This window comes from Streptomyces cupreus, from assembly GCF_014257025.1.
GTDB classification, from domain to species: Bacteria; Actinomycetota; Actinomycetes; order Streptomycetales; family Streptomycetaceae; genus Streptomyces; species Streptomyces cupreus.
The window spans coordinates 17,433-31,595 of the sequence record NZ_JACMSF010000005.1; the positions used below are offsets into that span (position 1 = coordinate 17,433).

Consider the following 14,163-nt stretch of genomic DNA (forward strand, 5'->3'; position numbering starts at 1 on the left):
ATGATGGACACGGTTTTGAGACGCTCCGCCACCCTGACTTGTCATGATTTACACGCCCCCCGGCGCTTCCTGTGAAGACGCTCCCCGCTCGCCCTGTGGTTCTCCCGCCCGGCGACGGCCGCCGGGTCTGGCTGGCACGGTGTCAGGTCGTCATGAGTTCAGATAGGTGAGGACCGCGAGAACACGCCGGTGATCCCCGTCACTCTGGGACAGCCCCAGCTTCAGGAAGATATTGCTGACGTGCTTCTCCACGGCCCCGTCGCTCACGACCAGTTGCCGGGCGATGGCGGAGTTGGTCCGCCCCTCGGCCATCAGGCCCAGAACCTCCCGCTCCCGCGGGGTGAGGCCCGCGAGCACGTCCTGCTTCCGGCTGCGTCCGAGCAGCTGCGCGACCACCTCCGGGTCGAGGGCCGTGCCCCCCTCGGCCACCCGCACCACGGCGTCCACGAACTCCCGCACCTCGGCCACCCGGTCCTTGAGCAGGTACCCGACCCCACGACTGGAACCGGCCAGCAGTTCGGTGGCGTAGCGCTCCTCCACATACTGTGACAGCACGAGCACACCGAGTCCCGGATGCGCCTTGCGCAGCTTTACGGCGGCCCGCACGCCTTCGTCGGTATGGGTCGGCGGCATCCGTACGTCCGCCACCACCACGTCCGGCAGCGCCCCCTGCCCGTCGAGCTCCGTGATGGTCTTGATCAGTGCTTCTCCGTCGCCGACGCCGGCGACGACCTCGTGCCCGCGGTCGGTCAGCAGCCGGGTCAGGCCCTCCCTGAGCAGCACTGAATCCTCGGCGATGACCACCCGCACCCTGTCCTCCACGACGTCCGGCCCCCCGAGCCTGTTGCGTCCGGCCGGCTGTCTCCGGCCCGGTCCCACGGCTCCTCAGTATCCCGCGATCGGCCGGTCCTCACCGGGCCTGTGGATAACCCGGCCCGCTGTTCTCCGATCCCGCGGCCGAACAGGGGCGACTTCCGGCCGCGTGCACATGCGGACGTCCGTCTCCGAGGCGCGGGGCCTCGGAGACGGACGTAGAGGACGCGGGTTCTACACAGCCCGCCAGGGCAGCTCCGCCGTGATCCGGGTGGGTCCGCCCACCGGGGAGTCCACCACCAGGATCCCGTCCACCGCGTCCAGGCGTTCGGCGAGCCCCGCGAGCCCCGACCCGGCGGAGGTGTCCGCGCCGCCTACGCCGTTGTCGACGACCTGGAGCATCAGCCGGTTCTCCACCCGCCAGACGTCCACGCCCGCCCAGGTGGCCCGCGAGTGCTTGCTGATGTTCTGGAGCAGCTCCGAGACGGTGAAGTAGGCGATGCCCTCGATCGCCGGCACGGGCCGCTCGGTCAGATCGACCTGGACCTCGACCGGGACGGTGCAGCGGGAGGCGACCGCGGAGAGCGCGGCGTCCAGGCCCCGGTCGGTCAGTACGGCCGGGTGGATGCCGCGGGCCAGGTCGCGCAGCTCCTGGAGCGCCGTCTTCACCTCGCCGTGGGCTTCGTCCACCATGCGGGCCGCGACCTGCGGATCCTCCGCCAGCTTCTCCTTCGCCAGACCCAGATCCATGGCCAGGGCCACCAGACGGGCCTGCGCGCCGTCGTGCAGATCGCGCTCGATACGGCGCAGGTCGGCGGCGGCCGTGTCGACCACGACCCCACGGTCCGACTCCAGCTCCACCACGCGCGTGGCCAGCCGCGACGGCCCGAGCAGCCCGTGCACCATCAGCCGGTCCACCATCGTCAGCGCCCGCACGATCCAGGGCGTGGCCAGCGTGAAGAGCAGTCCCACCAGTGCCGTCACGGCGATCTCGAACGGGTTGTCGAGATAGACCCGGTGCGTCTCGTCGCCGTAGAGCTGGATACCGTCCTGGCCGCCGTACAGGGGGAAGACCCAGAACCACAGGGGGTAGGCCAGCAGGCCCCAGCCGAGGGCCCAGAAGTTCACCGCGACGACGAAGGAGAACGTCGCCCACGGCAGATGCAGCACCGCGTACAGCAGTGAGCGCCAGGAGGTGCCGCTCTTCAGGACGGCGCCCATCCAGGCCATGAAGCCCTGCTTGCGCATCCGCAGCGGCTCCGGGTCCGCGACCTCCAGATCCAGCAGCCCACGCGCGCGTGCCCGCTCCATCGCCCCGAACCCCCGGCAGCCGGCCAGGCCCGCCGCCAGCACCGGGATCCCGAGGAACGTCACCAGCAGTCCCGCGCCGAGCGACACCATGGTGACCGCGTACGTGAAGAACAGGATGCTGATCGGCAGGCTCAGCAGGACATAGCCGAGTTCACGCCAGTGCCGCGCCTCGAACGGCGCCCGCAGCCCGGCGGGCAGCCGGTGTGCGCGCTCACTCTCGGGGAAACCGAGCCCGTAACCCTGTCCGTAATCCGTGGCCATCGGCGTCGTCCGTTTCTGCTCGTGCGGCTGCGTGTCTGCGATACCTCCACCCTCCTGGGGCGCAGGTCGGCGAGCCATGGAGTCCGTCGGCGTCTTGGACGGGGGGTTTTCCCTACCCCTGCTCCGGCACCCGGTCGCGCCAGGGCAGCTCCGCGGTGACGGTGGTGGGTCCGCCCTGCGGGGAGTCGATGACGAACAGCCCGTCCACGGCGCCGAGCCGGTCGGCGAGCCCCCGCATCCCCGTACCGCCGTCCAGCCGCGCGCCCCCGCGCCCGTCGTCCCACACCTGGAGCAGCAGCCGCTCGTCCGACCGCCACACCTCGACCGAGGCGGTCCGGGCCGCGCTGTGCTTGCTGATGTTCTGGAGCAGCTCCGAGACGGTGAAGTAGGCGATGCCCTCGATCGCCGCGGCCGGCCGCGCGTCCAGATCGACCGTCACCTTCACCGGAACCGTGCACCGCGAGGCCACCGACGACAGCGCCGCGTCAAGACCGCGGTCGGTCAGGACCGCCGGATGGATCCCGCGCGCCAGATCCCGCAGCTCCTGGAGCGCGAGCTTCACCTCACCGTGCGCCTCCGCGACCATCGCGGCGGCGTAGTCCGGGTCCTCCAGAAGCTTCTCCTTGGCCAGACCGAGCCCCATCGCCAGATTGACCAGCCGGGCCTGCGCGCCGTCGTGCAGATCGCGCTCGATACGCCGCAGATCGGCGGCGGCCGTGTCGACCACCACCCCCCGGTCGGACTCCAGTTCGGCGATACGACGCTCCAGCTCGTCCGAGGGCGACAGCAGCCCCCGCACCATCGCCCGGTCCGCGTTCGCCAGGCCCCGCGCGATGAACGGCAGCACAGGCCACAGCACGAACAGCGAGGTCAGCGTGATGGTGAAGGTGAGGATGCCCCAGGGCAGCCGGATGAAGTCGTACAGCACCGTCCGCCAGCCCACCGGGTCCTTCAGCATCAGCCACAGCTGCGCGAAGAAACCGTTCCGACTGCCGCGCAGCCTGAGCGGGCTCGGCTCGTCCACCTTCACCCCGAGCAGCGCCCGGGCCCGCGCCCGCTCCAGTTTGCCCAGCTGCCGCGCGCCCATCAGCCCCGCCGCCAGCAGCGGGAAGCCGACCACCGTGACCGTCAGCCCGGCCCCGGTGAACAACAGCGTCGCGACATAGACGAATCCGAACAGCGACGTCGGGAGGTTCGCCAGAAGGTGCGCGATCTCCTTCCAGGTGTGCCGGTCGTAGGCGAAACGGGCCGGCGGCAGCCGGTCGCCGTCGGCCGCTTCGGCTCTGCTGGCGCGGTTCGGGGACGGGTGGCGTTCGGTCATATGGGCTAGCGTGCCGGTCGAGCGGCGCTCGCGCCATGAGGCGGACCGCCGCCCTCCCCTGGGGAAAACCCCACCTGCGCCCCCGAAGCCGTGACAGGCCGCTTACGCTCGCTTTAGCAGGGCCTAGACTCCCGTGCGTATAGATCGTCGAACGAGATCGTCGAACGGCTGTGTTCACTGAGGTCAGGGAGCGAGGGACGGACGTGCCGGAAACGACCGTCGTCGTCGCGGCGGACAAGGGTGTCGTCGTCTCGGCGGAGTACTTCCAGTCCTACTCGGTCGTCGGACTGCTCGCCGCGGTCGGCGTGCTGTTCGTCGCGGTCGCCTTCGGCGCCGGGCGCCTGCTGCGGCCCGTGGTGCCGACGCCCGAGAAACTGCTGACGTACGAGTGCGGCGTCGACCCCGTCGGCGAGGGCTGGGCCCACACCCAGGTCCGTTACTACGTCTATGCCTTTCTGTACGTGATCTTCGCTGTCGACTCGATCTTCCTGTTCCCCTGGGCGACGATCTTCGCGGCTCCCGGCTACGGGGCCACCACCCTCGTCGAGATGTTCATCTTCCTCGGCTTCCTGGCCGTGGGTCTGCTGTACGCATACAAGAAGGGCGTCCTGGCATGGACGTGACCCCCTCCTCTTCCGAGCCCGTGCTGCTGCCGGAGCCGAAGCGGCTGGGCGCGCTCGCCCGCCTCGCGCCCGAGCCGATGAAGGTGGTCCTGAACTGGGGCCGCCGCTACTCGCTCTGGGTCTTCAACTTCGGCCTCGCCTGCTGCGCGATCGAGTTCATCGCGGCGTCGATGGCACGCCACGACTTCATCCGCCTCGGCGTGATCCCCTTCGCACCGGGCCCGCGCCAGGCCGACCTGATGGTCGTCTCCGGCACGGTCACCGACAAGATGGCTCCCGCGGTGAAGCGCCTGTACGAGCAGATGCCCGAGCCGAAATACGTCATCTCCTTCGGCGCGTGCAGCAACTGCGGGGGCCCCTACTGGGACTCGTACTCGGTGACCAAGGGCGTCGACCAGATCATCCCGGTCGATGTCTACGTACCGGGCTGCCCGCCCCGCCCCGAGGCGCTGCTCCAGGGCATCCTGAAACTCCAGGAGAAGATCGCCCGGGAGTCGCTGGGGGAGCGGTACGGGGTGGCACGTCCTTCGGCGGCGGCTTTGCAGAGTGGGTTGGTCAAGGGGCCGGAGTCGGGGAGCGGGTCGGGCGCGGGTTCGACTGCGGCTTCGGGTGTGGCTTCGGCTGCGGCGAATGGGTCTGCGGCTGGTTCTGAATCGGTCAACGGATCGGCTGGGGGCTCTGGTTCCCGATCGGCGGAAGATTCTGGATCGGGTGCTGGATCGGGTGCTGGATCGGCCAACGGGTCGGCTACCGGCTCCGGTTCGGCCATCGGTTCCGGTTCGGGTACGGCTACCGGTTCGGCTTCCGACGCTGGGGAGGAGAGATGAGCACCGTCGGCTGGCTGCCCGCCCCCGTCGAGGAGCTCTTCGGCACGGAGGCCACCGCCGAGGAGTCGTACGAGCTCCTGACCGTCGACGTCCCGTCGGCATCCTGGATCTCGGCGCTTCGTACGGCACGTGACGAGCTGGGCTGCACGTACTTCGACTGGCTGAGCGCGGTCGACGAGCCCGGCACGGGCTTCCGGGTCGCCGCCCATGTGGCCGCACTGGCCCCGGTCCGCCGGCTGCTCCTCCGCACCACGGTGCCGCACGAGGCCCCGGCACTGGAGTCCGCGGTCACGGTCTACGCGGGCGCGGCCTGGCACGAACGCGAGACCCACGAGATGTTCGGCGTCACCTTCGAGGGCCACCCGGCGCTGGACCACCTCCTCCTCCCGGAGACCTTCGAGGGCCACCCCCTGCGCAAGGACTTCGTCCTGGCCGCCCGTGTCGCCAAGGCCTGGCCCGGCGCGAAGGAACCGGGCGAGTCCGAGCACGGCGGCCCCAAGCGCCGCCAGATGCTTCCGCCCGGCGTCCCCGACCCGAACGAGTGGGGCCCGCTAAAGGGCCAGCTTCCGCCCGCCCCGGCACGTCCGGCGCGCGGTGCGGGCCGCGCGGCGGGTGAACGTCCGGCGCGAGCCGCGGGTGCGGCTGCGGCTGCGGCTGCGGCTGCGGGAGAACGTCCCGTACGCCGTGCCCGGTCGGCCTCGGAAGGCTCGGCGAGCCAGGCCACGGCGGCCGGTGCGGCGGCGCCTCCGGCGGAGGGCGCCCCCGCAGCGACCCCGCCGCGCCGAACGCGCAGCGCGAGCGAGGGCTCCGCGAGCCGGCAGGCGGGTACGGCGGCGAGCGGTACGGCGGCAACGGGCGGTACGGGTGCCGGCGACGGCACCGGTACGACCCCTCCCGCCGGTGCCCCGGCCCCCCGCCGCTCCCGCAGCGTGAGCGAGGGCTCCGCCTCCCAGCGCACCCAGCCTCCGGCGGCCGAGGACACACCGTCCGAGCCGTCCCGGACCCCCCGCAGCGCGGACGCCCCCTGGCACCACGCCCGCCCGGCCTTCGAAGGACCGGCAGCGAAGGAGCCGACGCCGAAGGGCGAGCCGGCGCCCGCACTCGAGGAGACCCCGACCCCCGCAGCCCCTGAGGACGCCCCCGAGGACACAGCCGGACCCCGCGAAGAGTCGACCGAAGCCCCGCCCGAAGACCCCACCGAACCCCCGAACAACCCCTCAGGAGGCCCGCAGTGAACGACGCGCTCGACGTCACCCTGCGACTCCTCGTCGTCTTCGTCGTCTTCCTCACCTTCCCCCTGCTCATCGGCCAGACCGAGCACAAGGTGATGGCCCACATGCAGGGCCGCCTCGGCCCCATGTACGCCGGCGGCTTCCACGGCTGGGCCCAACTCGTCGCCGACGGCGTGAAGTTCGCGCAGAAGGAGGACGTGGTCCCGACCGGCGCGGACCGCCGTATCTTCCAGCTCGCCCCCGCCGTGGCCCTCCTGCCGTACCTCCTCGTCCTCCTCGCCATCCCGATCGGCCCCGGCGAGGGCGCCGTCGGTGAGGTCATCGACGCGGGTGTCTTCTTCGTGCTGGCTGTGATGGGCGTGGGCGTGCTCGGCGCGCTGATGGCCGGCTGGGCCTCCGCCAACAAGTTCTCCCTCCTCGGCGGCCTGCGCACCGCCGCCCAGCTCCTCGCCTACGAACTCCCGATGCTTCTCGCCGCCGCCTCCGTCGCCATGGCGGCCGGCACGGTCTCCCTGCCCGGCATCCTCGACGCCTTCGAGTGGTGGTGGCTGCCCTGGCAGATCGTCGGCGCGATCGTCTTCTTCGTGGCGGGCCTCGCCGAACTCCAGCGCCCGCCCTTCGACATGCCGGTCGCCGACTCGGAGATCATCTTCGGCGCGTACACCGAGTACACGGGCCTGCGTTTCGCCCTGTTCCTCCTCGCCGAGTACGCCGGAATCGTCGTCCTGTGCGGTCTGACCACCGTCCTCTTCCTGGGCGGCTGGCACGGCCCCTGGGGTGCCGACGGGCTCGGCTGGGTCTGGACCCTGCTGAAGACCGCCCTCCTCGCCTTCGTCGTGATCTGGCTGCGCGTCACCTACCCCCGACTGCGCGAGGACCAGCTCCAGAAGCTCTCCTGGACCCTCCTCGTCCCCCTCGCCCTCGCCCAGATCGCCCTCACCGGCATCGTCAAGGTGGTGATCGAGTAATGGCCCCCATCCCCGGCTCCGGCCTCGCCAAGGGCCTGGCCGTCACCCTCCGCACGATGACGAAGAAGTCCGTCACCGCGCAGTACCCGGACGCCCAGCCCCACCTCCCGCCCCGCACCCGCGGAGTGATCGGCCTGTTCGAGGAGAACTGCACGGTCTGCATGCTGTGCGCCCGTGAGTGCCCCGACTGGTGCATCTACATCGACTCCCACAAGGAGACGATCCCGGCGGCGACCCCCGGCGGCCGCGAACGCAGCCGCAACGTCCTCGACCGCTTCGCCATCGACTTCTCCCTGTGCATGTACTGCGGTATCTGCATCGAGGCCTGTCCTTTCGACGCCCTGTTCTGGTCCCCGGAGTTCGAGTACGCCGAGACCGACATCCGCGACCTCACCCACGAGCGCGACAAGCTCCGCGAGTGGATGTGGACCGTGCCGGCCCCGCCCGCCCTCGACCCCGGCGCGGAGCTGCCCAAGGAGATCGCCGCGGCCCGCAAGACCGCGGAGAAGCTAGCCGCCGCCCAGGCCGAACCCGAGGAGGGACAGTCGTGATGCTCGCCGCGGACACCCACGGCTTCCTCTCCCCGACCGGCGTCGAGATCGCCTTCTTCCTCGTCGGCCTGGTCACCTTCGGCGCGGCCCTGGTCACCGTCACCACCCGGCAACTGGTGCACGCCGCCCTGTGGCTCGTGGTCACCCTCGGCGGCCTCGCCGTCGAGTACCTCCTGCTCACCGCCGAGTTCATCGCCTGGGTGCAGGTCCTCATCTACGTCGGTTCCGTGGTCGTCCTCCTGCTGTTCGGTTTGATGCTCACCCGCGCCCCCATCGGCCGCTCCCCGGACGCCGACTCAGGCAACCGCTGGGCCGCCCTCACGGTGGCCGTCATCGCCGCGGCCGCCCTCATCTGGGTCGTCGTCGACGCCTTCCGCACCACCTGGATCGACCTCGACGGCGCCCCCGCCGGCTCCACCGAGGTCACCGGCAAGGCCCTCTTCCAGAACTGGGTCCTCCCCTTCGAGGCCCTCTCCGTCCTCCTCCTCGCCGCCCTGGTCGGCGCGATCGTCCTGTCCCGCAAGGCGAAGGCCGACGCAACGCCCGCGGCCGACGGGGGAGCCGCCGGACCGGACGGCGGGGGAGCCGCCAAGGCCGACAAGGAAGGCGCCCGCTGATGCACCTCGCCTATCCCGCCGTGCTCTCCGCCCTCCTGTTCTGCACGGGCCTGTACGGCGTCCTCGCCCGCCGCAACGCGATCCTGGTCCTGATGTCCGTCGAGCTGATGCTCAACGCCGTCAACCTCAACCTGGTGGCCTTCGACGTCTGGCTCAGCCGGGCCGCCGAGGAGACCCTGCACTCCGGCCAGGCCCTGACCCTGTTCACCATCGCCATCGCCGCCGCCGAGATCGGCATCGGTCTGGCGATCGTCCTCTCCGTGTACCGCAACCGCGGCACCTCGGACATCGACAAGCTCCGCGACACCGCCGAGGGCCACGAGAGCGACACCCCCGACAGCGAGGCGCCCGTCGATGAGAAGGCTGACGAGAAGGCTGAGGCCACCGCGTGACCACGACCACCCTCGCCGTCCTCGTCCCCCTCCTTCCGTTCCTGGGCGCCGCCGCCGGCCTGCTCCTGGGCCGCACGGCCCCCGGCTACGTCCGCCCGCTCGCCGTCCTGCCGACGCTCACCTCCCTCGTCCTCGCCGTACTGGTCGCCGTCGACCAGGGCGGCGACCAGGCCGTGAACGCCGCCACCGAGCTCACACCCACCGGCTCGGTCCCCATCGAACTCGCCCTGCACATCGACGGCTTCGCCGCCCTCGTCGCCGTCCTGGTCGGCCTCGTCGCCTCCTGCGTGCAGATCTACTCGACCGGCTACCTGCGCGACGACCCGCGCTACCCCTCGTACGCCGCGCTCGTCTCCCTGTTCACCTCCGCGATGCTGCTCGTCGTCTACTCCGGCGACCTGATCGTGCTGCTGGTCGGCTGGGAGATCATGGGCATCTGCTCGTACTTCCTGGTCGGCCACTACTGGGAGACCCCGGAGGCCCGCGCCGCCTCCCTCAAGGCCTTCCTGGTGACCAAGCTCGGTGACGTCCCCTTCCTCATCGGTCTGTTCGCGCTGGCCACCGACGCCGGGTCCTTCCGGATCACGAAGATCCTCGGCACCGTCGCGAGCGGCGGCCTCGACCACCCCACGCTGATCGCCCTGCTGCTCCTCGCGGGCGTGGCCGGCAAGTCGGCGCAGTTCCCGCTGCACACCTGGCTCCCCGACGCGATGGCGGGCCCGACCCCCGTCTCCGCGCTGATCCACGCCGCGACGATGGTCGCCGCCGGTGTCTACTTCGTCGCCCGTCTCCTCCCGGTCTTCGAGGCCTCCCAGGCCGCGATGGTGGTCCTCGCCGCCATGGCGGCCGTCACGATGATCGGCTCGGGTCTCGCCGCCCTCGCCCAGGACGACATCAAGCGCGTCCTCGCCTACTCGACGATCGGCCAGCTCGGCTACATGACCGGTGCCCTCGCCGTCGGCGACCGCGGTGCCGCCGTCTTCCACCTCCTGTCGCACGGCGCCTTCAAGGCGCTGCTGTTCCTCGCGGCCGGCGTGATCATCCACGCCGCCGGCACCAACTCGCTGGCCGGCATGTCCCGCATGCGGAACCTGCGTGACCGTGTCCCGGACGCCTACTGGACGATGAGCGTGGCGCTCCTCGCGCTCGCCGCGATCCCGCCGTTCAGCGGTTTCTTCTCCAAGGAGTCCGTCCTCGGCGCCGCCGAGCACGTCTCCACGGGCCACACCGAGCACGCCCCCGGTGCGGCGGGCTGGATCGTCCTGGTCGCCGCCCTGCTCACGGCCCTGCTCACCGCCGCCTACGCGACGCGCCTGTGGCTGCTCGCCTTCCGCGGCCACGGAATCGAGGCCCCCGACCACGGACGGCAGCCCCTCACCATGACCGTGGTGCTGTGGGTGCTGGCCGTGCCGTCGCTCGCCTTCGGCGGGTTCGCCTACGGCACGCTGCCCGACTGGTTCGACGGCCGTGACCTCGCCCCGACGCTGACCACCTCGGTCCTCGGCACCGGCGTGGCCCTGGTCGGCGGCATCGTCACCTACGCGGCCTGGCGGCACACCACCGCCCTCGCGGTCCGCGTCCCGCTGGGTGCGGTCGCGGCCCACCCCGAGGGCGACGCCGGTCTGGTCGAGGCAGAGGCCATCGCCAGCCACGCGCCCGCGTACGGAGACGTGGCCTCGGCGCCAGATCCGGCGGACCCGGGCCGTCTCCTGCTCGGCCCGCTGCACCGTCACGCGGCCGTCGGCTTCCACCTGGACGCCGTGTACGGGGCCCTCTTCGTCCGCCCGGTCCAGGCCGGCGCGAGTCTCGTCCGGTTCCTCGACCGCGAGGTCGTCGACACCTACGTACGCGGCGCGGGCGCGCTGCCTCGCTGGCTCGGCATCGCCGTACGGCGCGCCCAGACCGGCAATGTGCAGACCTATGTGAGCGCGCTGCTCGCCGGAACCGTCGTCCTGGCGGTCGCCGCCGTCCTCGTCGCCACGGGAGCGTGAGCAGGCGTGATCGATATCAACGAGTCCGTGATGCAGTTCCTTCTGGCGTTCGTCGTCGTCGGCCCGCTCCTCGGCGCCGCCGCCGCTCTCCTGCCGGCCCCGCCCGGGCTGAAGGGGAAGTCCCCCGAGCAGGCCGTGCTCCGGCACGGCGTGACGGTCGCCGGCGCGGTCCTCATCGCCGCGATCGTCCTCGCGCTCGGCTTCGACCACGACCAGCCGTCGAAGATGCAGGCCACGACCGACATCAGCTGGATCCCCGCACTCGATGTGCGCATCCACCTCGGCATCGACGGCATCTCCCTCCCCCTTCTGGTCCTGACCGCGCTGCTGACCTTCCTGTGCGCGCTCTACTCGTACTTCCAGATGCCCCCGGGCCCGACCCCGAAGGCGTTCGTCGCACTGCTGCTCGTCCTGGAGTCCGGCACCCTCGCCACCTTCGCCGTCCTCGACCTGCTGCTGTTCTTCCTCGCTTTCGAGATGGTCCTGATCCCGATGTACTTCCTCATCGCCCGCTGGGGCGGCGAGGGGCGGACCCAGGCCGCCTGGAAGTTCATCCTCTACACGCTGCTCGGTTCGGTCGTCATGCTGCTGGGCCTGCTCCTGATCGGGATCAAGGCGGGCACATTCGACATGGTGGCACTCGCCACTGACAACGGCCGGTCACTCACCACATCCGTGCAGGTCATCGCCGTTTTGGCGATCGGTCTCGGGCTCGCGGTCAAGACGCCTATGTGGCCGCTGCACAGCTGGCTGCCCGACGCCCACACCGCCGCGCCGACGGTCGGCTCGGTCCTGCTGGCCGGCGTCCTGCTGAAGATGGGTACGTACGGGTTCGTCCGGATCCTCCTGCCGATCACGCCCGACGGCTTCGCCGACTTCGCGCCCTACCTCGCCGCCTTCGCCGTGGTCGGCATCATCTACGGATCCCTGGCCTGTCTGGCCCTGGCCAAGCAGGGCGCGAAGGGCGACCTCAAGCGCCTCATCGCCTACTCCTCCGTCGGCCACATGGGCTTCGTCCTGCTCGGCATCGCGACGATGACCCCGACCGGCGTGAACGGCGCCCTGTTCGCCAACATCGCCCACGGCCTCATCACCGGCCTGCTCTTCTTCCTGGTCGGCGCGCTGAAGGACCGCACCGGCACCACCGACCTCGACAGCCTCGCCAAGGAGACCGGAGCGGCGTTGTACGGCAAGGCCCCACGCCTCGGCGGCCTGCTCGCCTTCGCCGCGGTCGCCTCGCTCGGCCTGCCCGGCCTCGCCGGATTCTGGGGCGAGATGCTCGCCCTGTTCGGGGCCTTCGAACCCGCCGACCAGCTCAGCCGCCCGGCCTTCCTCACCTTCATGACCATCGGCGCGTTCGGCACCCTGCTCACCGCTGCCTACCTGCTGATCGTGGTCCGCCGGGTCTGCATGGGCGCCGTACCGCAACAGGCCCCGAAGCTCGCGGACGTACGGACGTACGAATTCGCGGCCTGGACCCCGCTCGTCGCCCTCACCGTCGTCGCCGGCCTGTGGCCGAAAACCCTCCTCGGCCTGACCGACCCGGCCGTCCAGCAGCTTCTCGCAGGAGGCACCCGATGAGCTCCCCGGCCCAGCCGCTGGCCGCGTCCCTCGTCCAGGACGTCGACTGGCTCGCCATCGCGCCGCCCACCATCGCCGCCGTCGTCGGACTCGTCGTCCTCGTCGCCGACCTCTTCGTCGGGCAGGACCGGAAGGCGCTCCTCGGCTGGGCGTCGGTCGCGGGCCTCGCCGCCTCGACACTGATGCTGCTGCCCCTGGTGGACGGCGACCGCTCCACCTTCTGCCTGACCGGCGCCCCCGACACATGCAGCTACACCGCCGACCGCTTCACGCTCGTCCTGCAGCTCCTGGTCCTCGGCGGCGCCCTGCTGGCCGCGCTGCTGTCGGTCACCGCGCTGAAGGACGACGCCAAACAACTCCCCGAAGGGGAGTTCTGGTTCCTGCTGCTCTCCTCCGCCGCGGGCGCCGCCCTCCTGCCCGCCTCCCGCGACCTCGCGACGCTCATCGTCGCCCTGGAAGTCGCCTCCCTGCCCGCCTTCGCGCTCGTCGGCCTGCGCCACGGCGACCGCAAGTCCTCCGAAGCCGCCCTGAAGTTCTTCCTGTCCTCGGTCACCGCGACCGCGGTCAGCCTCATGGGCATCAGCTTCGTGTACGCCACCACGGGCACCCTCTACCTCACCCAGATCGCCGACCGGATCCAGAACGTCGACGGCCAGCTCCACACCCTCGCCCAGACCGGAGTCGTCCTCACCCTGGTCGGCTTCGCCTTCAAGACGGCAGCCGTCCCCTTCCACTTCTGGGTCCCGGACACCTACGTGGGAGCCCCGCTCCCCGTCGCCGCCTACCTCTCGGTCGTCGGCAAGGCCGTCGGCTTCTCCGGCCTGATCCTCATTACCGTCATCGCGCTTCCCTCGTACGCCGACGTCTGGGGCCCGGCGCTCGCCGCCCTGGCCGCCCTCACCATGACCGTCGGCAACGTCGGCGCCCTGCGCCAGCAGGCCACGCGCGCGTACAGCGCGGTACGCCTGCTCGCCTGGTCGTCGGTCGGCCAGGCCGGCTACCTTCTCGTACCGATCGCCGCCGCCGCGTACTCCGACGACGCCGAGCGCTCCATCGGCTCCACAGTCGCCTACGCCCTCATGTACGGCGCCGTGAACCTCGGCGCTTTCGCGGTGGCCGCCCTGGTGGGCCGTACGCGATCCCTCAACCGCCTCACCGACTACCGCGGCCTGTACGCGCGGAACCCGATCTCCGCCCTGGTCCTGGCCTTCTTCCTGCTCTGCCTTGCCGGACTGCCGCCGGGCATCATCGGCCTCTTCGCCAAGGTCACCGTGTTCTCGGCGGCCGTCGACGCGGGCCTGGGCTGGCTGGCCGTGGTCATGGCCGTCAACGTCGTGATCGCGCTGTTCTACTACCTCCAGTGGACGGCCCTGCTGTTCCGCGCCCCCGAGGGCGAGCCCGTCCGGCACATCGTCCCCGTCCCCGTCACGGCCGCCCTCTCCCTCACCGCCGTCCTGGCCGTCGTCCTGTCCGGAGCCCCCCAGCTGGTCCTGCGCTTCGCCGACACCGGCCTCTTCTAGGCAACGGCGGCCTCACTCGTACGGCCCATCGGCGGGGCCGCGCGCACAAGGGAACCCCAGACCCTCGCCTGGCGTTGACCAGTACGGGAGGGTCCACTGGACGTGTCACCACGGCACCAGTGGCATCGGAGATCGACCAAGCAAAGGGTTCCCCT

The 14,163-nt window shown here is 71.1% G+C and carries 13 protein-coding genes; 10 read left to right on the plus strand and 3 right to left on the minus strand.

Annotated elements, in window-relative coordinates; all coding sequences use genetic code 11:
* Positions 1–150 precede the first annotated feature (150 nt).
* From H4N64_RS06150 to H4N64_RS06160, 3 genes are all read right to left on the minus strand, one after another.
* Positions 151–810, minus strand: a complete 660-nt coding sequence (locus tag H4N64_RS06150; protein ID WP_336246654.1) for a response regulator transcription factor — start codon at positions 808–810, stop codon at positions 151–153.
* A gap of 237 nt (positions 811–1,047) precedes the next feature.
* A complete protein-coding gene (locus H4N64_RS06155; RefSeq protein ID WP_186281094.1) occupies positions 1,048–2,385 on the minus strand; it encodes a sensor histidine kinase in 1,338 nt (445 codons plus the stop codon).
* A gap of 112 nt (positions 2,386–2,497) precedes the next feature.
* A complete protein-coding gene (locus H4N64_RS06160; protein WP_186281095.1) occupies positions 2,498–3,706 on the minus strand; it encodes a sensor histidine kinase in 1,209 nt (402 codons plus the stop codon).
* A 203-nt stretch (positions 3,707–3,909) separates the two neighbouring features.
* Between H4N64_RS06160 and H4N64_RS06165 the strand changes: the two genes are divergently transcribed.
* The 10 genes from H4N64_RS06165 to H4N64_RS06210 are packed head-to-tail and all read left to right on the plus strand — an operon-like array spanning position 3,910 to position 14,008.
* Positions 3,910–4,329, plus strand: a complete 420-nt coding sequence (locus tag H4N64_RS06165) for an NADH-quinone oxidoreductase subunit A (RefSeq protein ID WP_186281096.1) — start codon at positions 3,910–3,912, stop codon at positions 4,327–4,329.
* Positions 4,320–5,156, plus strand: coding sequence for an NADH-quinone oxidoreductase subunit B (locus tag H4N64_RS46190; protein WP_186281097.1), 837 nt, complete (start codon positions 4,320–4,322; stop codon positions 5,154–5,156). The genes H4N64_RS06165 and H4N64_RS46190 overlap by 10 nt, the downstream gene beginning before the upstream one ends.
* A complete protein-coding gene (locus H4N64_RS06175) occupies positions 5,153–6,391 on the plus strand; it encodes an NADH-quinone oxidoreductase subunit C (RefSeq protein ID WP_186281098.1) in 1,239 nt (412 codons plus the stop codon). Before H4N64_RS46190 ends, H4N64_RS06175 begins: the two co-directional genes overlap by 4 nt.
* Positions 6,388–7,356, plus strand: coding sequence for an NADH-quinone oxidoreductase subunit H (locus H4N64_RS06180; RefSeq protein ID WP_186281099.1), 969 nt, complete (start codon positions 6,388–6,390; stop codon positions 7,354–7,356). The genes H4N64_RS06175 and H4N64_RS06180 overlap by 4 nt, the downstream gene beginning before the upstream one ends.
* Positions 7,356–7,907, plus strand: coding sequence for a NuoI/complex I 23 kDa subunit family protein (locus H4N64_RS06185; RefSeq protein WP_186281100.1), 552 nt, complete (start codon positions 7,356–7,358; stop codon positions 7,905–7,907). Before H4N64_RS06180 ends, H4N64_RS06185 begins: the two co-directional genes overlap by 1 nt.
* Positions 7,907–8,524, plus strand: coding sequence for an NADH-quinone oxidoreductase subunit J family protein (locus H4N64_RS06190; protein ID WP_186281296.1), 618 nt, complete (start codon positions 7,907–7,909; stop codon positions 8,522–8,524). The genes H4N64_RS06185 and H4N64_RS06190 overlap by 1 nt, the downstream gene beginning before the upstream one ends.
* The gene (gene nuoK / locus H4N64_RS06195) at positions 8,524–8,916 is read left to right on the plus strand and encodes an NADH-quinone oxidoreductase subunit NuoK (protein ID WP_186281101.1); all 393 of its coding nucleotides are present in this window, start codon (positions 8,524–8,526) and stop codon (positions 8,914–8,916) included. Before H4N64_RS06190 ends, nuoK begins: the two co-directional genes overlap by 1 nt.
* Positions 8,913–10,907, plus strand: coding sequence for an NADH-quinone oxidoreductase subunit L (locus H4N64_RS06200; protein ID WP_186281102.1), 1,995 nt, complete (start codon positions 8,913–8,915; stop codon positions 10,905–10,907). Before nuoK ends, H4N64_RS06200 begins: the two co-directional genes overlap by 4 nt.
* Before the next feature lie 6 nt (positions 10,908–10,913).
* Positions 10,914–12,488: an NADH-quinone oxidoreductase subunit M gene (locus H4N64_RS06205; protein WP_186281103.1), complete on the plus strand. Its 1,575-nt coding sequence runs from the start codon at positions 10,914–10,916 to the stop codon at positions 12,486–12,488.
* Positions 12,485–14,008, plus strand: a complete 1,524-nt coding sequence (locus H4N64_RS06210) for an NADH-quinone oxidoreductase subunit N (protein ID WP_186281104.1) — start codon at positions 12,485–12,487, stop codon at positions 14,006–14,008. Before H4N64_RS06205 ends, H4N64_RS06210 begins: the two co-directional genes overlap by 4 nt.
* Positions 14,009–14,163: the final 155 nt, after the last annotated feature.